This is a genomic window from Streptococcus sp. 5905, from assembly GCF_013276505.1.
In the GTDB taxonomy this organism is placed as follows: Bacteria; Bacillota; Bacilli; order Lactobacillales; family Streptococcaceae; genus Streptococcus.
Map to the genome: position 1 here is coordinate 472,332 of NZ_VMLC01000001.1, position 26,246 is coordinate 498,577.

The 26,246-nt window shown below is 42.6% G+C and carries 27 protein-coding genes and 1 pseudogene; 26 read left to right on the plus strand and 2 right to left on the minus strand.

From position 1 onward, the window contains the following. Positions 1-3 precede the first annotated feature (3 nt). The 13 genes from HT680_RS02310 to HT680_RS02370 all read left to right on the plus strand — a co-directional run bounded on the left by HT680_RS02310 (position 4) and on the right by HT680_RS02370 (position 10,445). Positions 4-777 carry a TIGR01457 family HAD-type hydrolase gene (locus HT680_RS02310; RefSeq protein WP_173257934.1) on the plus strand — a complete coding sequence of 258 codons (774 nt, stop codon included), beginning with the start codon at positions 4-6 and terminating at the stop codon, positions 775-777. Further along, entirely contained in the window at positions 767-1,393 is a 627-nt protein-coding gene (locus tag HT680_RS02315) for a TIGR01906 family membrane protein (protein WP_173257936.1), read from the plus strand. The genes HT680_RS02310 and HT680_RS02315 overlap by 11 nt, the downstream gene beginning before the upstream one ends. Before the next feature lie 196 nt (positions 1,394-1,589). Beyond that, positions 1,590-1,991, plus strand: coding sequence for a Spx/MgsR family RNA polymerase-binding regulatory protein (locus HT680_RS02320; RefSeq protein ID WP_004246303.1), 402 nt, complete (start codon positions 1,590-1,592; stop codon positions 1,989-1,991). Further along, positions 1,992-2,270, plus strand: a complete 279-nt coding sequence (locus HT680_RS02325; RefSeq protein ID WP_001041968.1) for a UPF0223 family protein — start codon at positions 1,992-1,994, stop codon at positions 2,268-2,270. Then, entirely contained in the window at positions 2,260-3,033 is a 774-nt protein-coding gene (locus HT680_RS02330) for an inositol monophosphatase family protein (RefSeq protein WP_173257938.1), read from the plus strand. Before HT680_RS02325 ends, HT680_RS02330 begins: the two co-directional genes overlap by 11 nt. Next, a complete protein-coding gene (locus tag HT680_RS02335) occupies positions 3,034-4,338 on the plus strand; it encodes an RsmF rRNA methyltransferase first C-terminal domain-containing protein (RefSeq protein ID WP_173257940.1) in 1,305 nt (434 codons plus the stop codon). Positions 4,339-4,551: 213 nt separating this feature from the next. Further along, a complete protein-coding gene (locus HT680_RS02340) occupies positions 4,552-5,430 on the plus strand; it encodes a phosphate ABC transporter substrate-binding protein PstS family protein (RefSeq protein WP_173257942.1) in 879 nt (292 codons plus the stop codon). Then, on the plus strand, positions 5,430-6,347 hold the full coding sequence (gene pstC / locus HT680_RS02345; protein WP_001070951.1) for a phosphate ABC transporter permease subunit PstC: 918 nt from the start codon (positions 5,430-5,432) through the stop codon (positions 6,345-6,347). The genes HT680_RS02340 and pstC overlap by 1 nt, the downstream gene beginning before the upstream one ends. Beyond that, positions 6,337-7,221: a phosphate ABC transporter permease PstA gene (gene pstA / locus HT680_RS02350; protein WP_000543055.1), complete on the plus strand. Its 885-nt coding sequence runs from the start codon at positions 6,337-6,339 to the stop codon at positions 7,219-7,221. Before pstC ends, pstA begins: the two co-directional genes overlap by 11 nt. A gap of 10 nt (positions 7,222-7,231) precedes the next feature. Beyond that, a complete protein-coding gene (gene pstB, locus HT680_RS02355; RefSeq protein ID WP_000049851.1) occupies positions 7,232-8,035 on the plus strand; it encodes a phosphate ABC transporter ATP-binding protein PstB in 804 nt (267 codons plus the stop codon). 12 nt (positions 8,036-8,047) lie between these two features. Beyond that, positions 8,048-8,806 carry a phosphate ABC transporter ATP-binding protein PstB gene (pstB, locus tag HT680_RS02360; protein WP_125453401.1) on the plus strand — a complete coding sequence of 253 codons (759 nt, stop codon included), beginning with the start codon at positions 8,048-8,050 and terminating at the stop codon, positions 8,804-8,806. A gap of 11 nt (positions 8,807-8,817) precedes the next feature. Continuing rightward, complete coding sequence (phoU, locus tag HT680_RS02365; protein ID WP_125449458.1) at positions 8,818-9,471, plus strand: phosphate signaling complex protein PhoU; 654 nt, start codon at positions 8,818-8,820, stop codon at positions 9,469-9,471. A gap of 158 nt (positions 9,472-9,629) precedes the next feature. Beyond that, the gene (locus HT680_RS02370; protein WP_173257944.1) at positions 9,630-10,445 is read left to right on the plus strand and encodes an ABC transporter substrate-binding protein; all 816 of its coding nucleotides are present in this window, start codon (positions 9,630-9,632) and stop codon (positions 10,443-10,445) included. A gap of 21 nt (positions 10,446-10,466) precedes the next feature. On the opposite strand, the gene HT680_RS02375 is transcribed toward HT680_RS02370, so the two are convergent. Continuing rightward, positions 10,467-11,738 carry a PLP-dependent aminotransferase family protein gene (locus tag HT680_RS02375; RefSeq protein ID WP_173257946.1) on the minus strand — a complete coding sequence of 424 codons (1,272 nt, stop codon included), beginning with the start codon at positions 11,736-11,738 and terminating at the stop codon, positions 10,467-10,469. Between the two features lie 145 nt (positions 11,739-11,883). On the opposite strand from HT680_RS02375, the gene budA reads away from it, so the two are divergent. From budA to HT680_RS02395, 4 genes are all read left to right on the plus strand, one after another. After that, entirely contained in the window at positions 11,884-12,615 is a 732-nt protein-coding gene (gene budA, locus HT680_RS02380; protein WP_173257948.1) for an acetolactate decarboxylase, read from the plus strand. 9 nt (positions 12,616-12,624) lie between these two features. Continuing rightward, the gene (locus HT680_RS02385; RefSeq protein ID WP_000215868.1) at positions 12,625-13,377 is read left to right on the plus strand and encodes a YhfC family glutamic-type intramembrane protease; all 753 of its coding nucleotides are present in this window, start codon (positions 12,625-12,627) and stop codon (positions 13,375-13,377) included. A gap of 371 nt (positions 13,378-13,748) precedes the next feature. Continuing rightward, a complete protein-coding gene (locus tag HT680_RS02390; RefSeq protein WP_000153221.1) occupies positions 13,749-14,561 on the plus strand; it encodes an HAD family hydrolase in 813 nt (270 codons plus the stop codon). A 43-nt stretch (positions 14,562-14,604) separates the two neighbouring features. Then, positions 14,605-15,537 carry a LacI family DNA-binding transcriptional regulator gene (locus tag HT680_RS02395; RefSeq protein WP_173257950.1) on the plus strand — a complete coding sequence of 311 codons (933 nt, stop codon included), beginning with the start codon at positions 14,605-14,607 and terminating at the stop codon, positions 15,535-15,537. Between the two features lie 24 nt (positions 15,538-15,561). Here HT680_RS02395 and HT680_RS02400 read toward each other — a convergent pair whose 3' ends face one another. Then, entirely contained in the window at positions 15,562-16,770 is a 1,209-nt protein-coding gene (locus tag HT680_RS02400) for a hypothetical protein (RefSeq protein ID WP_000750388.1), read from the minus strand. Between the two features lie 99 nt (positions 16,771-16,869). Between HT680_RS02400 and HT680_RS02405 the strand changes: the two genes are divergently transcribed. From HT680_RS02405 to alaS, 9 genes and pseudogenes are all read left to right on the plus strand, one after another. Next, positions 16,870-17,463 carry an AraC family ligand binding domain-containing protein gene (locus tag HT680_RS02405; RefSeq protein WP_240146445.1) on the plus strand — a complete coding sequence of 198 codons (594 nt, stop codon included), beginning with the start codon at positions 16,870-16,872 and terminating at the stop codon, positions 17,461-17,463. 15 nt (positions 17,464-17,478) lie between these two features. Beyond that, a pseudogene (locus tag HT680_RS09105) lies at positions 17,479-17,691 on the plus strand (AraC family transcriptional regulator); the annotation flags it as partial. Between the two features lie 269 nt (positions 17,692-17,960). Continuing rightward, positions 17,961-18,866 (plus strand): UDP-N-acetylmuramate dehydrogenase, encoded by a 906-nt coding sequence (murB, locus tag HT680_RS02410; RefSeq protein WP_173257952.1) that lies wholly within the window; start codon positions 17,961-17,963, stop codon positions 18,864-18,866. Positions 18,867-19,024: 158 nt separating this feature from the next. Next, positions 19,025-20,182: an ABC transporter ATP-binding protein gene (locus HT680_RS02415; protein ID WP_000742901.1), complete on the plus strand. Its 1,158-nt coding sequence runs from the start codon at positions 19,025-19,027 to the stop codon at positions 20,180-20,182. Next, the gene (locus tag HT680_RS02420; protein ID WP_000754115.1) at positions 20,163-20,969 is read left to right on the plus strand and encodes an ABC transporter permease; all 807 of its coding nucleotides are present in this window, start codon (positions 20,163-20,165) and stop codon (positions 20,967-20,969) included. The genes HT680_RS02415 and HT680_RS02420 overlap by 20 nt, the downstream gene beginning before the upstream one ends. Continuing rightward, positions 20,966-21,739 (plus strand): ABC transporter permease, encoded by a 774-nt coding sequence (locus HT680_RS02425; RefSeq protein ID WP_000712719.1) that lies wholly within the window; start codon positions 20,966-20,968, stop codon positions 21,737-21,739. The genes HT680_RS02420 and HT680_RS02425 overlap by 4 nt, the downstream gene beginning before the upstream one ends. Beyond that, complete coding sequence (locus HT680_RS02430; RefSeq protein WP_173257954.1) at positions 21,736-22,806, plus strand: ABC transporter substrate-binding protein; 1,071 nt, start codon at positions 21,736-21,738, stop codon at positions 22,804-22,806. Before HT680_RS02425 ends, HT680_RS02430 begins: the two co-directional genes overlap by 4 nt. Positions 22,807-23,063: 257 nt before the next feature. Beyond that, a complete protein-coding gene (locus HT680_RS02435; protein WP_000847086.1) occupies positions 23,064-23,549 on the plus strand; it encodes an LURP-one-related family protein in 486 nt (161 codons plus the stop codon). Positions 23,550-23,570: 21 nt separating this feature from the next. Beyond that, on the plus strand, positions 23,571-26,189 hold the full coding sequence (alaS, locus tag HT680_RS02440; protein ID WP_173257956.1) for an alanine--tRNA ligase: 2,619 nt from the start codon (positions 23,571-23,573) through the stop codon (positions 26,187-26,189). The last annotated feature ends 57 nt before the right edge of the window (positions 26,190-26,246 follow it).

Sequence of the window (26,246 nt, forward strand, 5' to 3'; positions counted from 1 at the left end):
GATATGGCTTATAAAGGTTATTTAATTGATTTAGACGGAACCATTTACAAGGGGAAAGACCGAATTCCCGCGGGTGAGGCTTTTGTGCATGAATTGCAAAAGCGAGAAATTCCCTATCTCTTTGTGACTAATAATACAACTCGAACTCTTGAGAGTGTCCAAGAGATGTTGGCTCAGAATTTTAATATTAATACCCCTCTATCAACTGTCTACACGGCAACTCTGGCAACCATTGACTATATGAATGACTTGGGACTGGAAAAGACAGTCTATGTCATCGGTGAAGCAGGGCTCAAAGATGCCATTCAGGCGGCTGGTTATGTCGAAGATAAGCAAAATCCTGCCTATGTGGTAGTTGGACTGGACTGGCAAGTCGACTATGAAAAATTTGCGACGGCTACACTAGCTATCCAAAAGGGTGCCCACTTTATCGGAACCAATCCAGACCTCAATATTCCAACAGAGCGTGGTCTCTTGCCAGGTGCTGGTTCACTGATAACCCTTCTTGAAGTGGCAACTCGAGTAAAACCGGTTTATATTGGGAAACCAAATACTATCATTATGGACAAGGCAGTTGAGCACTTGGGCTTGAAACGAGAAGAATTGCTCATGGTGGGGGATAACTACCTGACAGATATCCGAGCAGGGATTGACAATGGCATTCCAACGCTCTTGGTGACGACAGGTTTTACCAAGGCAGAAGAAGTGGCGGACTTGCCAATCGCCCCAACTCATGTGCTTTCTAGCCTTGCGGAGTGGGATTTTGATGAAAACTAAACTGACCTTTTGGGGAAGTATGCTCTTCTTCCTCTCCCTTTCTATTCTCTTAACCATTTATCTGGCTTGGATTTTCTATCCCATGGAGATTGAGTGGCTAAACTTAGCGAATCGAGTCTATCTAAAACCAGAAACCATTCTGTATAACTTTCATATCTTGATGAATTACCTGACCAATCCTTTTAGTCAGGTCTTAGAGATGCCGGATTTTCGTTCTTCAGCGGCAGGCCTGCACCACTTTGCGGTGGTGAAGAACCTCTTTCATTTGGTTCAGTTAGTGGCTGTGGTAACACTGCCAAGTTTCTATTTCTTTGTTAAAAAGATTGTAAAAAAGGGTTTTCTACCCCTATATCGTAAAAGTATCCTGACTCTATTAGTCTTGCCTTTGGTCATCGGGCTTCTGGGAGTGTTGATTGGTTTTGAGCAATTCTTTACTCTTTTTCATCAGATTCTCTTTGTGGGAGATGATACCTGGCTTTTTGATCCAGCAAAGGACCCAGTTATTTGGATTTTACCAGAGACCTTCTTCCTCCATGCATTCCTTCTCTTCTTTGGCCTCTATGAGAGCTTCTTTGTCTTCCTTTATTTGAAAAGTCGTAATCCCAAACTATTCTAGTATTTTGCATAGATAAAATAGAAACGAATTTAGAAATTCTGATGAGGGGTGAATTAATCTAATCAGAATAGAGGTATTCGTTCGCATACAGTCTATTTTTCTAGAAAAAATAGGCTTTTTTCTAGAAATTGCTAGTCAAGCGCTTTATTTTTTTGTATAATAAGAATAGCAAAGTATAGATAAAGAAGAGAAAAGCATGATTACACTATTTTTATCACCGAGCTGTACATCATGTCGTAAGGCAAAGGCCTGGTTAGAGACGCATAAAGTTCCTTTTGAGGAGCACAATATTATGACCAGTCCTTTAACAAGAAAAGAATTGCAACACATTCTTTCCTTGACCGAAAATGGTACTGATGACATCATTTCAACTCGTTCAAAAATTTTCCAAAAATTGGATATTGATGTAGAGAGTATTTCGGTATCGGAGTTGCTTCAGTTGATTGAGCAATATCCTAGTCTTTTGCGTCGCCCAATTATTATTGATACCAAACGCATGCAGATCGGTTTTAATGAAGATGAGATTCGTGCTTTTCTCCCTCGTAGTTACCGTAAACAAGAACTAAAAGAAGCAACATTGAGAGCTGGTATTGGATAGATGAACAAACAGTATAGTTACCCACTAGATTTGTCGTGGAGCACTGAAGAACTTGCTTCAGTGCTTTCTTTTTTTAATGATGTTGAAGCTGCCTATGAAGACAAGGTAGAAGCAAAAAAACTGCTAGAGTCTTACAAGGAATTTAAGTCTGTCGTTCCGAGCAAAAGTGAAGAAAAACGCCTAGGCCGCGAATTTGAGACGGCTAGCGGTTATTCCTTCTATCATGCAGTTCAATTAGCAAAAGAAAAAAGAGAAGGGAAGATTTCTCTTGGAAACTAAATTTGAATTTGCCAAACAGATTGTGCAGGAAGCTGCTGAGTATATTTTGGCCCACATGCAAGAAGATTTGCAGGTCGAGCGAAAGTCTTCCCCTACAGACTTGGTGACGCGTTTGGATAAGGAAGTTCAGGATCTCTTAATTCAGAGAATTTTAGCATCTTATCCAGAAGACTTGATTTGTGCAGAAGAGGGCTGTTTGCGTGCTGCGGTCGGTCAAGGTTCCGTTTGGGTGATTGATCCCATTGACGGTACCAATAACTTTGTCGCCCAGCAGGAAGATTTTGCTGTTATGTTGGCTTATTTTGAGAATGGGGTTGGCAAATTTGGTATCATTTATGATGTCATGAAAGGGGATTGTTATCATGGTGGAGGTGCCTTTCCTCCTTGTCGTAATAATGAGTTCTTACCAACTTTTAAAAAGAAACCTCTTCAAGAATTTTTAGTTGCCGGTAACTCAGGTATGTTTGAAACCAATGAGTGGGGCTTGGCTGATTTGGGCCGAGCAGCGTTGGGAGTCCGTGTCTATGGTAGTGCGGCCATTAGTTTTGCCAAGGTTTTATCAGGTCGTCTGCTGACTTATATCACCTATTTGCAACCTTGGGATTACGCTGCTGCAAGTATCCTAGGGGAAAGTCTGGGTTATCGCCTTCTTACGGTATCGGGTGAGCCCGCTGATTTTCAAACGCGTCAGCCGGTCATGATGGTGCCAATCGAGATGCAAGATGAGATTCAGTCCTATATTTATGAAAGGAAAGAAAACTAAATGCAATTTCCAGAAGGATTTGTTGAAAAATATGAAGCGATACTAGAAGATGAGGCAAGAGATTTTCTTGCCTCTTTTAAACAAGAAGCAGTTTCGGCTTTTCGAGTCAATCCCTTAAAAGAAAGTCAGCTATCGTTTGCTGATGCCATTCCCCATACACCTTGGGGGCACTATGGAAAAGTTTCTGGGAAGTCACCAGAGCATGTGACAGGTTTCGTTTATTCGCAAGAGCCTGCAGCCCAAATGGTGGCCCAGGTAGCTCAACCAAGCTCTGGTATGAAGGTCTTGGACTTGGCGGCAGCACCGGGTGGAAAATCCACTCAACTAGCAGCTTATCTGGCTAATCAAGGAGTCCTTGTCTCCAACGAAATTTCAAGCAAGCGTGCTAAAATTTTAGTGGAAAATATGGAGCGATTTGGAGCGACAAATGTTGTCGTGACCAATGAATCTGCTGACCGCTTAGCCAAGGTCTTTAAAGGTTATTTTGATGTGATTGTCCTTGATGCACCTTGCTCGGGTGAAGGGATGTTCCGTAAACAACCAGATGCCATGGACTATTGGAGTACCGATTATCCTAGCCAATGTGCCAGTCTCCAAAGAGAAATTTTAGAAGATGCAGTGACCATGCTTGCAGAAGGTGGCCGTTTGGTCTATTCGACCTGTACTTGGGCACCTGAGGAAAATGAAGAAATCGTCCACTGGTTGCTGGATACCTATGATTTTGAACTGCTTCCAGTCGAGCATGTGAATGGCATGGTAGCAGGAATTGATCTTCCTGAAACGGCTCGGATGTATCCTCATCATTTCAAGGGAGAAGGCCAGTTTGTTGCCCACCTGCAGTTTAAGGGACAAAATCCAGCACCTAAATTCAAGGCTAGCAAGAGCAATCTCAGTCGTGAGCAACTGGCTTTGTGGCAAGAATTTGCCCAAAAACACTTGCGGGTCAATCTAGCTGGTATCTTACAAACTTTTGGAGACCAACTCTATCTCTTGCCAGAGAGGCTACCTGATCTAGGGAAACTCAAAATTGCCCGAAATGGACTTCATCTGGGTACTTTTAAGAAGAAACGCTTCGAACCAAGCTTTGCTCTGGGATTAGCCTTAAAACCAAGTCAAGTTTTGCAAACAGTCGAAATCAAGGATGAGAATTTTGTAAAATATGTGGCTGGGGAGACAGTTCAGCTAGCTGAAAGTCTATCAAATGGATGGTATCAAGTCCTTGTTCATGGAAACGGATTAGGCTTTGCCAAGGTAACGGGAAATGTTTTGAAAAATTATTATCCAAAAGGGCTTAGATTCAAGTGAAAAAGCTAGTCAAAGAATCTATTCTATGTTATATTGGAAGTATGAGTTTTTTCTGATAGTCTTTCATTTTTACTTATATTATATGATGAACTGACTGCTCCTCAATGGGGCTTCCAGTCTATAAATCGTAAACCAAATCTTATCATCACTGATTGATATGATAGGAACAGAAAGAAATCAGAGCATTCATCATTATGTTCAAGGAGAAAAACAGTGAAAAAAAGAAAAAAGCTCGTCCTATCTCTTGCGACTCTTTTGATGGCAGGTTCTCTAGCAGGATGTGCTAGCTGGATTGATCGTGGAGAATCCATGACAGCCGTTGGTTCAACTGCTCTTCAGCCTCTTGTCGAAGCAGCAGCAGATGAATTCGGTTCTAGAAACATCGGAAAAACAGTCAATGTTCAAGGTGGTGGATCGGGTACAGGACTATCCCAAGTCCAGTCTGGAGCAGTTGACATCGGGAACTCTGACGTCTTTGCAGAGGAAAAAGAAGGAATCGATGCTTCGGCTCTAGTAGACCACAAGGTTGCAGTGGCTGGACTTGCAGTGATTGTAAACAAGGAAGTGGATGTTGAAAATCTGACAACCGAGCAACTTCGCAAAATCTTTACAGGTGAAGTGACCAACTGGAAAGAAGTTGGGGGCAAAGATCTGGCAATTTCAATCATCAATCGAGCAGCAAGTTCTGGTTCACGAGCAACCTTTGACAATGTCGTAATGAATGGTCAGGCTGCAATGCAGAGTCAAGAACAGGATTCCAATGGAATGGTCAAGTCAATTGTTTCGCAAACTCCAGGAGCCATTTCTTATCTTGCCTTTGCCTATGTGGATGACTCGGTCAAGACCATGAAGCTCAATGGCTATGAGCCTACGTCTGAAAATGTAACGACCAACAACTGGCCTTTGTGGTCTTATGAACATATGTACACACTTGGTCAGCCAAATGAGTTAGCTGCTGAATTCCTGAATTTCGTCCTCTCAGACGAAGCCCAAAATGGGATTGTTAAGGGCATGGGCTATATTTCCATCAATGAAATGAAAGTCCAAAAGGATGCTTCAGGTACCGTTACAGCAGTAGAAGGAGGTCAATAATGAATCAAGAAGAACTTTCAAAAAAATTACTCTCTCCTTCAAAGAACTCTCGACTTGAGAAGTTTGGTAAAGGTTTGACCTTCACTTGCCTTTCTTTGATTGTTATCATTGTGGCGATGATTTTGATTTTTGTAGCCCAAAAAGGCTTATCAACTTTCTTTGTCAATGGGGTCAACATCTTTGATTTCCTCTTTGGACAAACTTGGAATCCTTCAGGGAAACAATTTGGTGCCCTTCCGATGATTTTGGGTTCCTTTATTGTGACGATTTTATCTGCCCTGATTGCAACACCCTTCGCTATCGGAGCTGCAGTCTTTATGACAGAAGTATCACCAAAGGGTGCAAAGATTTTGCAACCAGCCATTGAACTCCTCGTCGGTATTCCTTCAGTCGTCTATGGATTTATCGGTTTGCAAGTTGTGGTGCCTTTTGTTCGTAGCGTTTTTGGTGGAACTGGTTTTGGGATCTTGTCAGGGATTTTCGTTCTTTTTGTCATGATCCTACCAACTGTAACCTTTATGACAACAGACAGTTTGCGCGCTGTGCCTCGTCATTACCGTGAAGCTAGTTTAGCTATGGGAGCCACTCGTTGGCAAACCATCTGGCGTGTGACCTTGAAAGCAGCACGTTCAGGTATTTTCACAGCAGTGGTCTTTGGGATGGCGCGTGCCTTCGGTGAAGCCCTTGCTATTCAGATGGTTGTCGGAAACTCAGCAGTTATCCCAACCTCGTTAACAACACCAGCTGCGACTTTGACATCTGTATTGACTATGGGTATCGGAAATACCGTCATGGGAACGGTTGATAATAACGTTCTCTGGTCACTGGCCTTAGTCTTGCTCTTGATGAGTTTGGCCTTTAACAGTGTGATTAAATTGATTACGAAAGAAAGAGGAAAGAAAAACTATGCACGCTAAGAAATTAGATAAACTTGCAACAGCTGTCCTCTATACCATCGCGGGTATCATCGTGACCATTCTGGCATCTTTGATTCTCTATATCTTGGTGAGAGGGTTACCGCACATCTCTTGGTCCTTCTTGACTGGGAAATCCTCCTCTTATCAAGCAGGTGGGGGTATCGGGATTCAGCTCTACAATTCCTTCTTCCTTTTGGTCATTACCTTGATCATTTCTGTTCCCCTGTCTATGGGAGCTGGCGTTTTCCTCGCTGAGTATGCCAAAAAAGGACCTGTGACCAATTTTATTCGTACCTGTATTGAGATTTTGTCTTCTCTACCATCAGTTGTTGTGGGTCTCTTTGGTTACTTGATCTTTGTCGTCCAGTTTGAGTATGGATTTTCAATCATTTCAGGTGCCTTGGCCTTGACGGTCTTTAACCTTCCTCAGATGACTCGAAATGTTGAGGACAGTTTAAAACACGTTCACCATACACAACGTGAGGCTGGTCTGGCCCTAGGAATTTCTCGTTGGGAGACTGTAGTCCATGTCGTCATTCCAGAAGCTCTTCCAGGTATCGTAACGGGTGTTGTCTTGGCATCTGGCCGTATCTTTGGTGAGGCCGCCGCTCTTATCTATACGGCAGGACAATCCGCTCCAGCCCTTGACTGGTCTAACTGGAACATCCTTAGTGTTACCAGTCCTATCTCAATCTTCCGTCAAGCAGAAACCTTGGCTGTCCACATCTGGAAAGTCAATAGCGAAGGAACCATTCCTGATGCGACCATTGTATCTGCTGGTTCTGCCGCCGTGCTCCTCATCTTTATCTTGATTTTTAACTTTGGAGCACGCAAACTCGGAAGCTATTTACACAAGAAATTAACCGCTGCCTAAAGGAGAAGCCATGTCAAAATATAACTGGGATGAAAAGCATATCATCACCTTTCCTGAAGAAAAAGTGGCCCTCTCTACCAAGGATTTACATGTTTACTATGGTAAAAATGAATCCATCAAGGGCATCGATATGCAATTTGAAAAAAATAAAATTACGGCCTTGATTGGTCCTTCTGGATCTGGGAAATCTACTTATCTTCGCAGTCTCAATCGGATGAATGATACCATTGATATTGCCAAGGTCACAGGCCAAATCCTCTACAGAGGGATTGACGTTAATCGTCCAGAAATCAATGTCTATGAGATGCGCAAGCATATCGGAATGGTCTTTCAACGTCCAAATCCATTTGCTAAGTCTATTTACCGCAACATCACTTTTGCTCATGAACGTGCAGGTGTTAAGGATAAGAAAGTACTTGATGAAATTGTAGAAACCTCTCTAAGACAGGCTGCACTTTGGGATCAGGTCAAAGACGACCTCCACAAATCAGCCTTGATGCTTTCTGGTGGTCAGCAACAACGTCTCTGTATCGCTCGCGCCATCTCTGTCAAGCCAGATATCCTCTTGATGGATGAGCCTGCTTCAGCCTTGGATCCGATTGCGACAGCCCAGCTGGAAGAAACCATGTTGGAATTGAAGAAGGACTTTACCATCATCATCGTTACCCACAGTATGCAACAGGCTGCGCGTGCAAGTGACTACACTGGATTTTTCTACTTGGGTGATTTGATTGAGTATGATAAGACATCCAATATTTTCCAAAATGCTAAGTTACAGTCTACCAATGACTATGTAACGGGACACTTTGGTTAGAAAGGAAGCAGTATGACAGAACCGATTTTGCAGGTTAAAGACCTGTCCGTTTATTATAATAAAAAGAAGGCTTTGAATAGTGTTTCCCTTTCTTTCCAACCTAAGGAAATAACAGCTTTGATTGGTCCTTCTGGATCAGGAAAGTCCACTCTTCTCAAAGCCATCAACCGCATGGGCGATCTAAATCCTGAGGTGACAACAACTGGAACAGTGATTTATAATGGCCACAATATCTACAGTCCACGTACCGATACGGTTGAATTGCGTAAGGAAATTGGTATGGTCTTTCAACAGCCCAATCCCTTCCCTATGTCTATCTACGAAAATGTTGTCTATGGGCTACGTATCAATGGGGTTAAGGACAAGCAAGTTCTGGATGAAGCGGTTGAAAAAGCCTTGCAACGTGCTTCTATCTGGGATGAAGTAAAGGATCGTTTGCATGATTCGGCCATTGGTCTCTCAGGTGGACAACAGCAACGTGTCTGTGTTGCCCGTGTTTTGGCGACCAGTCCGAAAATCATCCTCTTGGACGAACCAACTTCAGCCTTGGATCCTATCTCGGCTGGTAAGATTGAAGAAACCTTGTATGGTCTAAAAGACAAATACACCATGCTCTTGGTAACGCGTTCCATGCAGCAGGCTTCTCGTATCTCTGATAAGACGGGATTTTTCTTAGATGGGGATTTGATTGAGTTTAATGATACGAAGAAGATGTTTCTTTCCCCTCAACACAAGGAAACAGAAGATTATATTACAGGAAAATTTGGATAAGGAGTTGAATGATGTTACGATCTCAATTTGAAGAAGATTTGGAGAAATTGCACAACCAGTTCTACGCTATGGGACAAGAAGTGCTCTCGCAGATCAATCGTACAGTACGTGCCTTTGTCACTCATGACCGTGATTTGGCAAAAGAAGTCATCGAAGACGATGCAGAAGTAAATGAATATGAAGTGAAGTTGGAAAAGAAATCATTTGAAATGATTGCCCTTCAACAACCTGTTTCGCAAGACCTTCGTACCGTCTTGACCGTTCTCAAGGCCGTATCAGACTTGGAACGCATGGGAGATCATGCAGTGTCTATCGCTGAGGCGACCATTCGTATGAAAGGAGAGCAACGTATCCCTGCTGTTGAAGAAGAAATCAAAAAGATGGGACGCGACGTGAAAAACTTCGTCGAAGCAGCTCTAGATCTCTATCTCAACGGTTCTGTGGATCAAGCCTACGAAGTAGCAGCGATGGATGAAAAAATCAACCATTACTTTGATAGTATCCGAGATTTGGCTACAGAAGAAATTAGGAAAAATCCTGAAGCCATCGTTACAGGCCGTGATTACTTCCAGGTTATTTCTTTTTTGGAACGTATCGGAGACTACGCAAAAAATATCTGTGAATGGGTTGTTTACTTTGAAACAGGTAAAATCGTCGAACTATAAGAAATGGATTAAATATTCACTAAAAAGGCTAATCAACTCAGATTAGTCTTTATTTTTGAATAAAAAGGAAATTTTTTGAAATGAAAATTCTGAAAATGTTGACAAGTATTTTCAAATTGGTTATAATTATTCAGAAATAACAGAAAGGTCGTTTATTTATGAAATTTAAAAAATGGATGTTAGTTGTATGTAGCATGCTTGCCAGCATGGTTTTGGTAGCTTGCCAATCAAGTACGGATAGTTCTCAGTCTGCTGTGGAGGCTATCAAACAAAAAGGCAAGCTAGTCGTTGCGACCAGCCCAGACTATGCACCATTTGAATTCCAATCCTTGGTAGATGGTAAAAACCAAGTGGTTGGTGCAGATATTGATATGGCTCAAGCGATTGCGGATGAACTTGGAGTTAAACTTGAAATCTCTAGCATGAGTTTTGACAATGTCTTGACCAGTCTTCAAACTGGAAAGGCTGACTTAGCTATTGCTGGTATTAGTGCTACAGATGAGAGAAAGGAAGTCTTTGACTTTTCAATCCCTTACTATGAAAACAAAATGAGCTTCTTGGTTAGAAAAGCCGATTTAGACAAATACAAGGATCTTACAAGCCTCGCAAGTGCCAATATCGCAGCTCAAAAGGGAACTGTACCAGAAACCATGGTCAAGGAACAATTGCCAAATGCCCAGTTGACATCTTTGACCAATATGGGGGAAGCAGTCAATGAGTTGCAGGCTGGAAAAGTGGATGCTGTTCATATGGATGAACCAATTGCTCTTAGTTACGCAGGTAAAATCTCAGACCTTGTCGTTGCGACAGCTACTTTGACGATGAAAGATGGTGAAGCCAATGCCATTGCCATCAAGAAGAATCAATCAGACTTGAAAGCAGTAGTAGATAAGGTTATCCAAAAACTGAAAGATGAAGGAACTTATCAAACCTATCTAGAAAAAGCAGCGAAACTAACAGAAGTTGAACAATAAAAAAGAAAGCAGAGTTGGAGTTTAATCCAATTCTGCTTTTATGTATTGTAATAGTGCTTCTAAATTTTCGAGAGAGACTTTGGCAAACTGATAAGGACAGGCTTCCAAATAAGCCTCTTCAAAGAAGTCTAGTTTGAGTGAACTATGCTTTAAACTGGCAATTTTAGGATAGTTTCTCAAATCAAGGAGAAGCCCATCATGTAGAGGATAGTTGGGTAAGGGACAGGTATTTTTTTCAAGTACTTCCTTTATCCGAGTCTGATAGTTCTCTTGAAGGGTCAGTCGAGCCAGTCGATTTTTTTCAAATAACTGGCTATCGATGTAAAGAGAGAGAGCCTTTTGCATGATGAGATTGCTGTCATAGTCTAGGATATTTTTGTAAGAAACAAAGGCCTCTTTTAGGGCATTTGGGAGAATGAGAGCTGTGATCCGAAGGGCTGGAAAGAGGCTGGTTGAGAAGGACTTGATATAAATGACCCGATCCTCGGTATCCAGATAGTGGAAGGTCTGTCCTTTTTTAGGGTCTAGGTCTCCTAGATAGTCATCCTCGACGATGTAAACACCATACTGGTTTGCTAGATCCAGAATAGCCCTCTTTTCCTGATCAGAATAGGAATGGCCAAGAGGATAGTGGAAGCGAGGAATGGTATAGAAAAACTTGATTTTTCCAGATTTGAACTGTTCTTCTAGTTCTTCAAGGTCAATGCCATCAATACGGCGTTCAATGGTCTGGTAGGCCAGCTCCTGAGCGACCAAGAGGCGATTCATTCGGTGGTAAGTCGGCTGTTCGACCAAAATCTCAGCTCCCTCGCTCGGAAAGTTAATCTGAGAAAGGATAAAGAGAGCTTGTTGGGTGCCAGATGTTAGAACCAGTTGGTCGGGTTTGCAGTAGAGGGCTTGGTTGAAAAGAAGTTGATGGACAGATTGTCTCAGTTCCTCAAGGCCTTCTTGGTTGTCATAGTAGTTGAAGAGGTAGTTTTCTCGGCCTATCAGGGTTTCGTTGACACAGAGTCGGAAGTCGTCATAGGCACTGGCATGTTCGTCAGTGACTTCGATTTCCAAGTCCTGATGCTGGCCCTGTTCTAGAACATAGTAGCCACTTTGGGGTTTGGCATAGAGGTATTGTTCATGGCGTAATTCCAGTAGGGCTCGTTGGACAGTGTCCTTGCTACAGTGGAAGTCTTGGCTCAGTTGACGGATAGAGGGAAGTCGGCTACCTGTTGGAAATTTTCCTGATTCGATACCTTTTTTGAGAAAGGAAACGACTGCTTGGTATTTACTTTCTTTCTTCATTCCAGACCTCCGTTGATTTTGTTACATTGTACCTTTTTTTTGCCTCCTTTGCAATGGGAAAAGTATTTCTCCCTTTCACAACTAGGAGCAAATGTGGTATACTTAGAAAGTATGATGATTCATTGAAAAGAAGATAAGAAAGAGAATGGATAGAAAAGTGCAGGAACCGGTAAAATTATTTCAATACAATACTCTAGGTGCCCTTATGGCTGGTCTCTATGGCGGAACCATGACAGTAGGAGAATTGCTGGAACATGGTGACCTCGGCTTGGGAACCTTGGATTCGATTGATGGGGAGTTGATTGTCCTTGATGGCAAGGCTTATCAAGCCAAAGGGTCAGGGGAGCAACCTGAAATTGTAGAAGTCGCTCCTGATGCCCTTATCCCATATGCAGCAGTGGTCCCCCATCAGGCAGAAGTGATTTTCCGCCAGCGCTTTGAGATGACGGATAAGGAATTAGAAAAGCGGATTGAGTCCTACTATGATGGGGAAAATCTCTTTCGCTCCATCAAGATTCATGGGGAATTCGCCCACATGCACGTACGGATGATTCCCAAATCCACACCTGATACCAAGTTTGCTGATGTGGCAACTCACCAACCTGAATATAGCCGTGAAAATATTTCAGGAACCATTGTTGGATTTTGGACACCAGAGATTTTCCATGGGGTCAGCGTGGCGGGCTACCATCTGCATTTTATCTCAGATGATTTGACTTTTGGTGGGCATGTGATGGACTTTGTTATCAAAGAAGGAATGATTGAGGTTGGGGCAGTCGACCAGTTGGACCAACGTTTTCCAGTCCAAGATCGCCAGTATTTATTTGCTAAATTTAACATTGACGAGATGAAGAAAGATATTGATAAGTCAGAATAGGAGAAAAAGATGACAGTACATATTATCCTTACTATGATTGCTTTGCTTCTCATTCTAGTAGGTGGGACTTGGTACGCCAAAAAACAGTTTAAAATCTCTCTTGCAGTGATGGGCTTGGGAGCAATCGCATTTTTTGTTTCTTCTCAAGTGTTAGAGAAGATTGTTCACCTTCTGATACTCCATCCGCAAAAAGACGGAACCATTCCGCTCATGAATGAGCAACCTTTCCTATATGTTCTTTATGCGATTGCCATGGCTGCCCTCTTTGAGGAAACTGCCCGCCTCGTCTTTTTTAAATGGTTGGAGAAAAAGAGAAGTCTAGAAGAGAAAGACGCTTTGGCTTACGGCTTGGGACATGGAGGTTTGGAGTTGCTCTATCTCGGGATGGGAAGCTTAATCAGTTTGTTGATCCTCTTTTCACTCATCCAGTCTTCAAACACTGATGTAGCCAATCTCCTTCCAAAGGCTACCCTCGAAACGGTTCAGTCTCTATCGATATGGCAGGTTTATTTATTAGGAGTTGAGCGTGTGCTTGCCCTAGTTCTCCAAATCGGTCTTTCCATCTGGGTTTACCAAAGTGTTAGCCAAAAGAAATGGATCTACCTAGTTGCTGCTTATTGTTTGCATGCCTTGTTTGACTTGGCTCCAGCCTTATCTCAAGTGGGATGGATTGCAAATCCGCTTCTAGTTGAGTTTATTCTTCTCGTAGAACTTTTAGTCTTTATCTGGCTAACCAAATCTACATTTTGGAAAAAATCATAGAAAGAGGGGTGACCTCTTTTTATTGTTCTCTCTTAACTCTGTTTTTGTCTATTTCTTACTATTTACCACCCGTTGTATTATCTGGAAGACAAGCCTATCTTTCTGTTTAACACCTATTTACCAAGGGACAGTCAGCTTTTCAAGAAATGAGAAACTTGTTTGATAAAATCTTTCAATTAAGCCAAGGAGATGCCGTTATCAAGCAAACCCACATCAACTCTGTCTATGTTCGAAAATAATTTAAAAATTTTTTTATTTTTCTCTTGACATGGAACGCGTTCCAGAATGTACAATGGTATCAAAGGTTGGGAATGCGCATTTAAACCGACCTATCACACGCTAGCGGACAAAGAAGAAAAGAGGACAACATTATGACCATCAAACGTATTTTTTCGGATATGGACGGCACCCTTCTCAATTCTGAGGGCCGCGTTTCTAGCGAGAATAGCAAGGCTATCCGCGATGCTCAGATTCCGCTGACTCTGGTTTCTGCTCGAGCTCCAATGGAAATGAGAGAGGCTATCGAAGCACTTCAGCTGACTGGCCCTCAAGTAGGTTTTAACGGTGGTTTGATTTATCAGATTGTGGATGGAAAGGTCAAGCCCCTTCATATAGATATTCTCCCTAGAAAGACAGCACAAACTATCTTACAGGCAGTGCGCCAGCATTTTCCACAAATTAGCGTCAGCTATTATGATATGACGAACTGGTATTGTGATAGAATAGATGAAGGGATTCGTCTAGAGTTCAACATCACGCGCCAGGCACCAACGCTTACAAACGAGGCTAATTTTCTAGCTGCCAAGGACAATACCTTCAAGATAATGATGATTACCTTAGATAATGACGATTTATTGGCACTGGAGAAATACTTGCAAGCCCTAGACTTGGGCGAGGTCAGCATTCTCCGATCTGGTCAATATCATCTAGAAATTACCAGCAAAACTGCTAAAAAATCAAAAGGTATTGCTTATATTCTCAAAAAAGAAGGTTTAGATAAGAACCAGACCGCTGCCTTTGGTGATGGGCACAACGATATCCCAATGTTTGAGATGGTGGGCCATCCAATCGTAATGGGCAATGCCTTTCCTGACATCAAAGAGCTAGCTTATAAGGTAACACGCAGCAATGATGAACATGGTGTCGGCTACGGCATCCGTAAATATCTCAAAAAAATCCATTAATCACGTGTTTGGAGGGTGTCAATCCTCCTATAGAAAGCAAACAATGACAAATATTCGAAAAATTGCCAAACTGACTGGTTACTCAGTTTCTAGCGTGTCACGCGTCATCAACAACCATCCCCATGTATCCGAGGAGGCTCGTCAGAAAATCCTGCAAGTCATGGAGGAACTGGACTACCGCCCCAACATTCTAGCTCAGGAGTTAAGTTCGGGTTCGACTCGTCGGGTCGGTGTAGTTATTCCCCACACGACCCTGCACCCTTATTTTAGTCAGTTACTTAACGGGCTCTTGGATGCGGCTATGGATCATAACTATACCTTGCTCATTCTACCTTCTCGTTATGATATAGACTTGGAAAAATATTATCTGGAGCAGCTTCGAGGAAGAGCCTTTGACAGTCTTATTTTCACCTCTCGCAGTGTGGACATAGAAACCATTGCTTCCTACGCTAAGTATGGCAATATTGTCTGCTGTGAAGAAGTGCAGAACCCCAATCTGAGTAGCGTTTATGTGAGCCGCACCCATGCCTGTAAGACAGCCTTCAACTGGATTAAAGACCAGGGAAAAAGTAAAATTGCTCTGCTATTTACCCGAAAAGACCTAAAAAGTTCCACCTACCGTCTCACTATGGAAGCCTACAAGGAAGTTTTTGGTGAAAAAACAGAACCTCTGATTTTGGATGGTATTTCCACGGGAGAGGATGCTTATGAGCAAGGGGATAGCCTACTAGAGCAAGATTTAGACTGTATTTTCAGCAACGGAGATGATGTGGCAACTGGTGTAGTTCGCTATTATCAGGAGAAAAATCTTGAATTACCTTTGCTGATTGGCCAAGAAAGGCAACTGACAGGAGAGGTGCTGGGGATTCCTACCATTGATAACAAATCCTACCAACTCGGTCAGGAAAGTTTCAAACAAGCTCTCTCTGACGAAAAACGAACCATTATCCTACAATCGGAGTTTATCATACGATGATAAAATAGGCTCAAGCGGCAATCGTCACTTGAGACCTGTTTTTCTTTTATACAGCATCCGTAAACAAACCAGGATGCAGATGCTTAGGCAGGCAATCAAGACCAGACGATACGGATCCAGCCCTGAACTGGAACTAGCTAGGTGCACCAAGTTACCAGAGAGATAAAAGACAAGTACGCTAACAAGATAGGCAATCCCCTGATAAATATTCCAAATTGTAAAGGGGCTAGGACTTGCTGCTTGGTGTTTGACTAGAGAAATGTAGAGTCCCCATAGAGCTCCCACAGCCCCATTTAATAACCCCCAACCTATGCTCCAAAAGATTGTATAGGATACAGCATCGTGGGGAAGAAAGAAGATCAAAAGAATCTCGCATCCCGTTACTACCAGTAAGATTGTGAAAAACGTAGAACGTCTTTTTTCAAAGCAAGGACCTGCAAGAGCAAAGGCTAGGACGTTCCCCAGCAAACTCATACTCGAATATAGAGAAACGAGGTTGGCGGAGAGGTGCAATACCTGTACCATATAGAGGACATTCATTGTTAAGGTCACATATAAAATCAAACTATCCAAAAGTAGGATACGGACATGGTGCCAGAGCTGTTTTTTCAAAACCTGCCAATCCATCCGCCTTGTTACTTGATGATTTTGAAACAAGCTATAGTCTGTTTGTAACTGTTTCAAAAGGATAAACTGCATGAACAGACTAGCAAGAGCAATCACCAGTAACCAACGATAATGAAGTGCAGTCAACTCTTTTCCGATGAAAAAGGAAATAAGAAGGGTATAAAAGCTCGTGACCAGCTGAAACAAACCTAAGTAACTGAGAAATTTTGCGCGGACTTTCTCTTCTGTTAATAATAATATTAAGGGATTCCAAGCCAGACCAAAGCCCAACTCCACGGCTATCTGATATAGAATCAGAAAAAGAGCATAGATAGAAAAAGTCACACTTTCGTAGGGAATCACTACTAATATCCCTAGCAAACACAGCTTAGACAGTATACTCCACCGCATCAGGTCAAGGAGATTTTTCCTTCGCATCAGATAAGACAAGGGAATGCGGACAAGGGCTATAATCGGTAGCATTGTGATAAGCCAGCTATTTTGCAAATCACTAAAACTTAAAATCTGACTCATAAAAAGAATCATGAAGTCACCTGTTATGGTGATGGAAACAATTTGATTACTGAGGTTGAGCCCTACCATACTAGATTGATACGATTTTTTCATTTGTTCTCCTTTCTTGCCTCATTATAAACCAGAGTTTGTCCCTTTTCTAGGAGTTCATGATGAAGAAATATGCACTTATGTTGCAAGGAGGAAGTATTTATGAAACTATGGCACTATTTTAAAGAAACATCTAAGGAATTTTACCTTGAAGAATGTGGGATTGATGATTATTCTAGCTTTCCGTTTTATGACTATACTGTTTTTCAGGATTTTGTCATCCACTGGATTTGTGAGGGGAAAGGGTATCTGCAAGTTGATGGGCAGACTTACTCTTTGGAGAAAAATGATGGTTTTATCCTAAGAAAAGGCCAAAAAGTGCGTTATTGGGCAAATCAAGAAGATCCTTGGACAAGCTACTGGCTGGGATTTTCTGGAGACAAATTAAGCGACTATCTCCAAAACACACAAGTTTTTTATGAGTCTGTTTGCCATTTCGATAGTTATTTTCAAAGCAGGGAAATTATTCAAGATATATGTCACAAAACTGCAGAAAGTAGGCAAAAAGAAAGCTGGTACCAGATGCAAATTTATACCTTCCTTTACTACCTGCAGGAAGAATTTCCAGCAGAAATACCTCTGAATGTCACTCAACACCCTGTTGAAAAAGCTGCGCAAATTTTGCTACATCAGTACCAACAAGACATCTCCATTCAAGACTTGGCATCCCAGGTCGGACTCAGTCGTAGCACCTAGTTTCGTCAGTTTAAGAAACTTTACCATAAATCTCCTCAGCAATTTCTCCTTGAAACACGCCTGCTAAAGGCAAGAACACTTTTAACTGACACTGATCTATCTATAAAAGAAATTACCTTGGAAGTCGGCTATCAGGATCAGCTAGTCTTTTCAAAAGCTTTTAAGCATTTTTTCTCTGTGAGTCCTAAATTTTATCGCCAAAGCTGGAAAAATCCTCCATCCAACTAGCATCCATCTCAGCATTTGCTATAGAAGGGTCTTATTGATTGCTTCAAGTGTAGATAGATTCAATATAAAAAAATTTTTTAAAACAGCATCCTGAAAGTTAGATGTCATTCAACTAACTTTCGGGGTGTTTTTCTATTGCCTCCCATTCACGTCAACATCTGAATCCATCATTTGAAAAACATGAGTTGAATTATCAATAGTAATTTTGAGGTCGTCAAATGTCTCTAAAAATGGTATAATGGAATGAATTTTGAAAAAGGATGAGTGACATGTCAGTAAAAGAAAAAATACTTGAAATCCTAGAAGGAATCGATATTCGTTTTAAGGAACCTTTGAAGACCTATACCTATACCAAGGTTGGAGGTCGAGCGGATTATCTGGTTTTGCCACGCAATCGCTATGAGATGGCCCGTGTCGTCCAATTTGCCAATCAAGAGAATATTCCTTGGATGGTGCTAGGGAATGCCAGCAACATCATCGTTCGTGAAGGTGGAATCCGTGGTTTTGTTATCTTGTGCGATAAGCTTAATAACGTCTCAGTTGATGGTTACACTATTGAAGCAGAAGCTGGTGCTAATTTGATTGAAACGACACGTATTGCCCTTCGTCATAGTTTAACTGGTTTTGAGTTTGCTTGTGGCATCCCTGGAAGCATCGGTGGAGCAGTCTTTATGAATGCAGGTGCCTATGGAGGTGAGATTGCTCATATCTTGCAGTCTTGTCAAATTTTGACCAAGGAAGGGGAAATCGAGACCTTATCTGCCAAGGATTTGGCTTTTGGTTACCGCCATTCAGCTGTTCAAGATTCTGGAGCTGTTGTGTTGTCAGCTAAATTTGCCCTGGCTCCAGGGAATCATCAGGTTATCAAGCAAGAAATGGACCGCTTGACGCACCTACGTGAACTCAAACAACCATTAGAATACCCATCATGTGGTTCAGTCTTTAAGCGTCCAGTGGGGCATTTTGCAGGTCAGTTGATTTCAGAAGCTGGCTTGAAAGGCTATCGTATCGGTGGTGTTGAAGTATCTGAAAAGCATGCCGGTTTCATGATCAATGTTGCTGACGGTACGGCCAAAGACTACGAGGACTTGATCCAATCTGTTATTGAAAAGGTCAAGGAACATTCAGGTGTCACCCTTGAGAGAGAAGTTCGAATCTTGGGTGAGAAGGAGTAAGGTTTCGCCAGAATAGCTGCTGCTATGTCAATGGAAAGGGGGTGAAAGCCTATCGGTAGCGAAGATGTATGCAGGTGGTTTTACTCCCTGCAAGAGGTAGTAGCGGCCTGACAGAGCCCTGATCTGTTAATTTATGAAAAAGAAGGAATTTATGCCAATTGAAAAAACCAATTATTGAATTCAAAAACGTCTCTAAAGTTTTTGAAGACAGCAACACCAAGGTTCTCAAAGACATTAACTTTGAGTTGGAAGAAGGAAAGTTCTATACCCTACTAGGCGCATCAGGTTCGGGGAAATCAACCATTCTGAATATCATTGCAGGTTTACTGGATGCGACGACAGGGGATATTTTACTGGATGGGGTGCGGATCAATGATATCCCAACCAACAAGCGAGACGTTCATACCGTCTTTCAATCCTATGCCTTATTTCCACATATGAATGTGTTTGAAAATGTTGCCTTTCCACTCCGCTTGCGTAAAATCGACAAGAAAGAAATCGAACAACGCGTAGCGGAAGTTCTCAAGATGGTTCAGTTGGAAGGGTATGAAAAACGTTCCATCCGTAAACTCTCTGGAGGACAACGTCAGCGTGTAGCCATTGCCCGTGCCATTATCAACCAACCTCGTGTGGTTTTGTTGGATGAGCCCTTGTCAGCGCTGGACTTGAAATTGCGAACAGACATGCAGTACGAACTGCGTGAATTGCAACAACGATTGGGGATTACCTTTGTCTTTGTCACTCACGATCAGGAAGAAGCTCTCGCCATGAGTGACTGGATTTTTGTTATGAACGATGGCGAGATTGTCCAGTCGGGAACGCCTGTGGATATCTACGATGAACCGATTAACCACTTTGTTGCCACCTTTATCGGCGAGTCCAACATCTTGCCAGGAACCATGATTGAGGACTACTTGGTCGAGTTCAATGGCAAACGCTTTGAAGCGGTTGATGGAGGGATGAAGCCAAATGAACCTGTTGAGGTTGTCATTCGTCCAGAGGACTTGCGCATTACCCTTCCTGAAGAAGGCAAGCTCCAAGTCAAGGTTGATACCCAGCTTTTCCGTGGAGTTCACTATGAGATCATCGCCTATGACGAACTCGGAAATGAATGGATGATTCACTCGACTCGTAAGGCCATTGTGGGTGAGGAAATTGGTCTGGACTTTGAACCAGAAGATATCCACATCATGCGTCTCAACGAAACCGAAGAAGAATTCGATGCTCGTATCGAGGAGTACGTAGAAATCGAAGAGCAAGAAGCAGGTCTGATTAACGCGATCGAGGAGGAAAGAGATGAAGAAAACAACCTCTAAACTCTTTGTAGTGCCCTACATGCTTTGGATTGCCCTCTTTGTTCTCGCACCCTTGGTCTTGATTTTTGGACAATCCTTTTTCAACATTGAAGGGCAGTTTAGTTTAGAAAATTATAAATCCTACTTTGCGTCACAAAACTTGACCTATCTCAAAATGAGCTTCAACTCTGTGCTTTATGCAGGAATTGTGACCTTGGTAACACTGCTCATCAGTTATCCGACAGCCCTCTTTTTGACCCGTCTTAAGCACCGTCAACTCTGGCTCATGCTGATTATCCTACCGACATGGATTAACCTGCTCCTTAAGGCCTATGCCTTTATCGGGATTTTTGGTCAAAATGGCTCTATTAACCAATTCTTGGAATTCATCGGAATCGGTTCGCAACAGTTGCTCTTTACGGATTTCTCCTTTATTTTTGTCGCAAGCTACATCGAGCTTCCATTTATGATTTTGCCAATCTTCAATGTCTTGGATGATATGGATAACAATCTTATCAATGCCAGCTATGATCTCGGTGCAACCAAGTGGGAAACCTTCCGCCATGTCATCTTCCCTCTATCTATGAATGGTGTGCGAAGTGGGGTTCAGTCTGTCTTTATCCCCAGCTTGAGCCTCTTCATGCTGACACGTTTGATTGGTGGAAATCGTGTCATCACCTTGGGGACAGCCATTGAGCAGAACTTCCTGACCAATGACAACTACGGTATGGGTTCAACCATCGGTGTGATTCTTATCCTGACCATGTTTCTCACCATGTGGGTGACCAAGGAAAGGAGAGAACGATGAAAAAATTTGCCAATCTCTACCTAGCCTTTGTTTTTATCATCCTATATTTGCCAATTTTTTACTTGATTGGCTATGCCTTTAATGCTGGTGATGATATGAACAGCTTTACTGGTTTTAGCTTGAGCCATTTTAAAACCATGTTTGGTGACGGTCGTCTCATGTTGATCCTCACCCAAACCTTCTTCTTGGCCTTTCTATCAGCCTTGATTGCGACAGTGATTGGAACTTTTGGAGCCATCTACATCTATCAGTCTCGTAAGAAATACCAAGAAGCCTTTCTATCACTTAATAATATCCTCATGGTTGCTCCTGATGTTATGATTGGTGCCAGCTTCTTGATTCTCTTTACACAGCTTAAGTTTTCACTTGGTTTTCTGACAGTTCTTTCCAGTCACGTGGCCTTCTCCATCCCAATTGTGGTCTTGATGGTCTTGCCTCGTCTCAAGGAAATGAACGGAGATATGATCCACGCGGCTTATGACCTTGGTGCCAGCCAGTTTCAGATGTTCAAGGAAATTATGTTGCCATATCTAACACCGTCTATCATCGCAGGTTATTTCATGGCCTTTACCTATTCGCTGGATGACTTTGCCGTGACCTTCTTTGTAACGGGAAATGGCTTTTCAACCCTGTCAGTCGAGATTTACTCTCGCGCTCGCAAGGGGATTTCGTTAGAGATCAATGCCCTGTCTGCACTCGTCTTTCTCTTTAGTATTATCCTAGTTGTAGGTTATTACTTTATCTCACGTGAGAAGGAGGAGCAAGCATGAAAAAACTCTATTCATTTTTAGCAGGAATTGCAGCCATTATCCTCGTTTTGTGGGGAATTTCTCATCATCTAGATAGTAAAATCAACAGTCGAGATAGTCAAAAACTGGTTATCTACAACTGGGGGGACTACATTGATCCCGAACTCTTGGAGCAATTCACCGAAGAAACAGGGATCCAAGTCCAGTACGAAACCTTTGACTCTAACGAAGCCATGTACACGAAAATCAAGCAAGGGGGAACAACTTACGATATTGCCATTCCAAGTGAGTACATGATCAACAAGATGAAGGACGAGGACCTCTTGGTTCCACTTGATTATTCAAAAATTGAAGGAATCGAAAATATCGGACCAGAGTTCCTTAACCAGTCTTTTGATCCGGGCAATAAATTCTCCATTCCTTATTTCTGGGGTACCTTGGGAATTGTCTACAATGAAACCATGGTAGATGAGGCTCCTGAGCATTGGGATGATCTCTGGAAGCCAGAGTATAAGGATTCCATTATGCTCTTTGATGGGGCGCGTGAAGTACTGGGACTCGGGCTTAACTCGCTCGGTTACAGCCTCAACTCAAAGGATCCTCAGCAGTTGGAGGAAACGGTAGACAAACTCTACAAACTGACTCCAAATATCAAGGCCATTGTGGCGGACGAGATGAAAGGTTACATGATTCAGAACAATGCTGCTATTGGGGTGACCTTCTCTGGGGAAGCCAGCCAGATGTTGGAGAAAAATCCTAACCTCAAGTATGTCGTTCCGACTGAGGCCAGCAATCTCTGGTTTGATAACATGGTCATTCCAAAAACCGTGAAAAACCAAGATGCAGCTTATGCCTTTATCAATTTTATGTTGAAACCTGAAAATGCTCTGAAAAATGCGGAGTATGTGGGCTATGCAACACCAAATCTATCAGCTAAAGAAATGCTCCCAGAGGAGACCAAAGAAGACAAGTCTTTCTATCCAGACGCTGATACAATGAAACACCTAGAAGTTTATGAAAAGTTTGACCATAAATGGACAGGAAAATACAGCGACCTCTTCTTACAATTTAAGATGTATCGGAAGTAGGAGTGATGGTTTATTGTCGGTTTTTCCAGTTGACGCAGACTTAAAAAAACGATATAATAAGAAAGTTGAGAATTGATTTTCAGTTGTCTTAGCCCAGAGAAATGGCGGTGCTGCGAGCCATCTAAGATAGGAAGTCATGCTACTCAATCTAACAATTGCATAAGAATAAGAGAATGACAAGTTCATTGAATGAAGGTGGTACCGCGGTTTTTCGCCCTTCGTGATGTGAGCTTGTCTTTTGATTTTTGGAGGTGTTTATGAAGACATTTCTCGTGAAACAAAAGTTTCGTCTTGGGGGCGAACGCTTCGATATCAAGGATGATAGAGGAGTAGTGAACTATCAGGTGGAGGGCTCTTTCTTTCAAATTCCTAAGACCTTTACCATCTATGACGCCTATGGTGAACAAGTTAGTGAGATTAGTAAAGAATTTTTCACCTTACTTCCTCGCTTTACTATTCAGCTACGAAACGGTTCAAATTTCGTTATTCGTAAGAAGTTGACCTTTTGGCGGGATAAGTATGAGTTTGATAATCTGGGACTTCGTATCGAGGGCAATATCTGGGATTTAAATTTCAAATTGCTAGATGATCGTGATCAGCTTGTCGCCGAGATTCGGAAAGAGATTTTCCATTTGACCTCAACTTACACCGTAACCGTCTATGAAGACTCTTATGCAGACCTGGTCATTTCCCTCTGTGTCGCGATTGACTATGTGGAGATGCTGGAAAGCCAATCAAATTAAACAAGTAAATAAGGAGATATTATGAAACAACTATCTAGTGCACAAGTACGCCAAATGTGGCTTGATTTCTGGGCGACCAAAGGTCACTCAGTAGAACCATCAGTGAGCTTGGTTCCTGTAAATGACCCAACTCTTTTGTGGATCAACTCTGGGGTAGCAACCCTTAAGAAATATTTTGACGGGACGATTATCCCTGAAAATCCGCGTATTACCAATGCGCAAAAAGCCATCCGTACCAACGACATCGAAAATGTCGGAAAAACGGCTCGCCACCATACCATGTTTGAAATGTTGGGGAACTTCTCTATCGGTGATTACTTCCGTGACGAAGCCATCACTTGGGCCTATGAACTCTTGACAAGCCCTGAGTGGTTTGACTTCCCAGCTGAAAAACTCTACATGACTTACTATCCAGATGATAAAGATTCTTACAACCGCTGGATTGAAGTAGGGGTGGATCCAAGCCACTTGATCCCAATCGAAGACAATTTCTGGGAAATCGGTGCTGGACCTTCTGGACCAGATACTGAGATCTTCTTTGACCGTGGAGAAGCCTTTGATCCAGAAAATATCGGTGTTCGTTTGCTTGCAGAAGATATCGAAAACGATCGTTACATCGAAATCTGGAACATTGTATTGTCACAATTTAACGCCGACCCTGCTGTTCCTCGTAGTGAGTACAAGGAATTGCCACACAAGAATATTGATACGGGTGCTGGTTTGGAGCGTTTGGTGGCAGTTATCCAAGGGGCTAAGACCAACTTTGAAACAGACCTCTTCATGCCAATCATTCGTGAAGTGGAGAAATTGTCTGGCAAGGTCTACGACCAAGATGGTGATAACATGAGCTTCAAGGTCATTGCTGACCACATCCGTTCTCTTTCATTTGCCATCGGGGATGGTGCCCTTCCAGGAAATGAAGGTCGTGGCTATGTCCTTCGTCGTCTCCTTCGTCGTGCTTCTATGCACGGTCAAAAATTGGGCATCAACGAGCCTTTCCTTTACAAACTCGTTCCAACTGTTGGAAAAATCATGGAAAGCTACTACCCAGAAGTGCTTGAAAAACGTGACTTTATTGAGAAAATCGTGAAGAGCGAGGAAGAGTCATTTGCACGTACCCTTCATTCAGGTCAACACTTTGCTGAAACGATTGTGGCTGATTTGAAAGAAAAAGGTCAATCAGTGATTACTGGGCAGGATGTCTTTAAACTATACGATACGTACGGATTCCCAGTGGAATTGACAGAAGAAATCGCTGAAGAAGCTGGTATGACTGTCGACCGTGAAGGATTTGAAGCAGCCATGAAAGAGCAGCAAGAACGTGCGCGTGCGTCAGCTGTCAAAGGCGGCTCAATGGGAATGCAAAACGAAACCCTTCAAAACATTACAGTGGAAAGTCACTTTAACTACAATGCCAGTCAATTGTCTTCTAAATTGGTCGCTATCGTAGCGGACAATGCTGAAGTAGAAGCTGTTTCAGAAGGGACTGCCTCTCTTATTTTTGCAGAGACACCATTCTACGCTGAAATGGGTGGACAGGTTGCAGACCACGGACAAATCTTGAATGCTGCAGGAAACCTTGTTGCCACTGTGACAGATGTTCAAAAAGCACCAAATGGACAAGCTCTTCATACTGTTGAAGTTCTTGCACCACTTGCTTTGAACCAAGAATACACATTGGCCATCGACAGCAATCGTCGTCACCGTGTCATGAAAAACCACACGGCAACTCACTTGCTCCATGCCGCCCTTCACAATATCCTTGGCCACCATGCGACACAAGCAGGATCTCTGAACGAAGTAGAATTCCTTCGCTTTGACTTCACGCATTTCCAAGCCGTAACTCCTGAAGAATTGCGTGCGATTGAACAGCAAGTCAACGAAAAAATCTGGGAAGCAATTGCTGTAGAAACTGTTGAGACAGATATTGACACTGCTAAAGAAATGGGAGCTATGGCCCTCTTTGGTGAGAAATACGGTAAAGAAGTTCGTGTTGTGACCATTGGTGACTACTCTATCGAGCTCTGTGGTGGTACCCACGTTGGCAACACTTCTGAAATTGGTCTCTTCAAGATTGTCAAAGAAGAAGGAATCGGATCAGGAACTCGCCGTATCTTGGCAGTGACTGGTAAAGAAGCCTTTGAAGCCTACCGTGAACAAGAAGACGCTTTGAAAGCAGTAGCAGCAACCTTGAAAGCACCTCAACTCAAGGAAGTACCTCACAAGGTGGAAGGACTTCAAGAGCAACTTCGCCAACTTCAAAAAGAAAATGCAGAATTGAAGGAAAAAGCCGCAGCAGCAGCCGCAGGTGATGTATTCAAGGATGTGAAGGAAGTTAACGGCCACAGCTTTATCGCTAGCCAAGTTTCTGTATCAGATGCAGGTGCCCTTCGTACCTTTGCGGATAACTGGAAACAAAAAGACTACTCTGACTTGCTTGTCCTAGTTGCCGCTATCGGTGACAAGGTCAATATCCTTGTTGCAAGCAAGACCAAAGACATTCACGCGGGTAACTTGGTTAAAGAATTGGCTCCAATCGTCGATGGACGTGGTGGTGGTAAACCAGACATGGCCATGGCAGGAGGAAGCAACCAAGCGAAAATCCAAGAACTCTTGGATGCAGTAGCAGGTAAATTGTAATCAAGCAAAGATCTATCCATTTGGGTAGGTCTTTTTGTGCATACAAAAAAGCCAAAT

Coding starts and splice junctions, on each gene's coding strand:
- phoU (WP_125449458.1), top strand. CDS start 8,818: ATGTTACGATCTCAATTTGAAGAAGATTTGGAGAAATTGCACAACCAG.
- alaS (WP_173257956.1), top strand. CDS start 23,571: ATGAAACAACTATCTAGTGCACAAGTACGCCAAATGTGGCTTGATTTC.
- murB (WP_173257952.1), top strand. CDS start 17,961: ATGTCAGTAAAAGAAAAAATACTTGAAATCCTAGAAGGAATCGATATT.
- HT680_RS02385 (WP_000215868.1), top strand. CDS start 12,625: ATGACAGTACATATTATCCTTACTATGATTGCTTTGCTTCTCATTCTA.
- budA (WP_173257948.1), top strand. CDS start 11,884: ATGGATAGAAAAGTGCAGGAACCGGTAAAATTATTTCAATACAATACT.
- HT680_RS02405 (WP_240146445.1), top strand. CDS start 16,870: ATGAAACTATGGCACTATTTTAAAGAAACATCTAAGGAATTTTACCTT.
- HT680_RS02315 (WP_173257936.1), top strand. CDS start 767: ATGAAAACTAAACTGACCTTTTGGGGAAGTATGCTCTTCTTCCTCTCC.
- pstA (WP_000543055.1), top strand. CDS start 6,337: ATGCACGCTAAGAAATTAGATAAACTTGCAACAGCTGTCCTCTATACC.
- pstC (WP_001070951.1), top strand. CDS start 5,430: ATGAATCAAGAAGAACTTTCAAAAAAATTACTCTCTCCTTCAAAGAAC.
- HT680_RS02320 (WP_004246303.1), top strand. CDS start 1,590: ATGATTACACTATTTTTATCACCGAGCTGTACATCATGTCGTAAGGCA.
- HT680_RS02425 (WP_000712719.1), top strand. CDS start 20,966: ATGAAAAAATTTGCCAATCTCTACCTAGCCTTTGTTTTTATCATCCTA.
- HT680_RS02430 (WP_173257954.1), top strand. CDS start 21,736: ATGAAAAAACTCTATTCATTTTTAGCAGGAATTGCAGCCATTATCCTC.
- pstB (WP_125453401.1), top strand. CDS start 8,048: ATGACAGAACCGATTTTGCAGGTTAAAGACCTGTCCGTTTATTATAAT.
- HT680_RS02375 (WP_173257946.1), bottom strand. CDS start 11,738: ATGAAGAAAGAAAGTAAATACCAAGCAGTCGTTTCCTTTCTCAAAAAA.
- pstB (WP_000049851.1), top strand. CDS start 7,232: ATGTCAAAATATAACTGGGATGAAAAGCATATCATCACCTTTCCTGAA.
- HT680_RS02325 (WP_001041968.1), top strand. CDS start 1,992: ATGAACAAACAGTATAGTTACCCACTAGATTTGTCGTGGAGCACTGAA.
- HT680_RS02335 (WP_173257940.1), top strand. CDS start 3,034: ATGCAATTTCCAGAAGGATTTGTTGAAAAATATGAAGCGATACTAGAA.
- HT680_RS02370 (WP_173257944.1), top strand. CDS start 9,630: ATGAAATTTAAAAAATGGATGTTAGTTGTATGTAGCATGCTTGCCAGC.
- HT680_RS02435 (WP_000847086.1), top strand. CDS start 23,064: ATGAAGACATTTCTCGTGAAACAAAAGTTTCGTCTTGGGGGCGAACGC.
- HT680_RS02420 (WP_000754115.1), top strand. CDS start 20,163: ATGAAGAAAACAACCTCTAAACTCTTTGTAGTGCCCTACATGCTTTGG.
- HT680_RS02395 (WP_173257950.1), top strand. CDS start 14,605: ATGACAAATATTCGAAAAATTGCCAAACTGACTGGTTACTCAGTTTCT.
- HT680_RS02390 (WP_000153221.1), top strand. CDS start 13,749: ATGACCATCAAACGTATTTTTTCGGATATGGACGGCACCCTTCTCAAT.
- HT680_RS02310 (WP_173257934.1), top strand. CDS start 4: ATGGCTTATAAAGGTTATTTAATTGATTTAGACGGAACCATTTACAAG.
- HT680_RS02400 (WP_000750388.1), bottom strand. CDS start 16,770: ATGAAAAAATCGTATCAATCTAGTATGGTAGGGCTCAACCTCAGTAAT.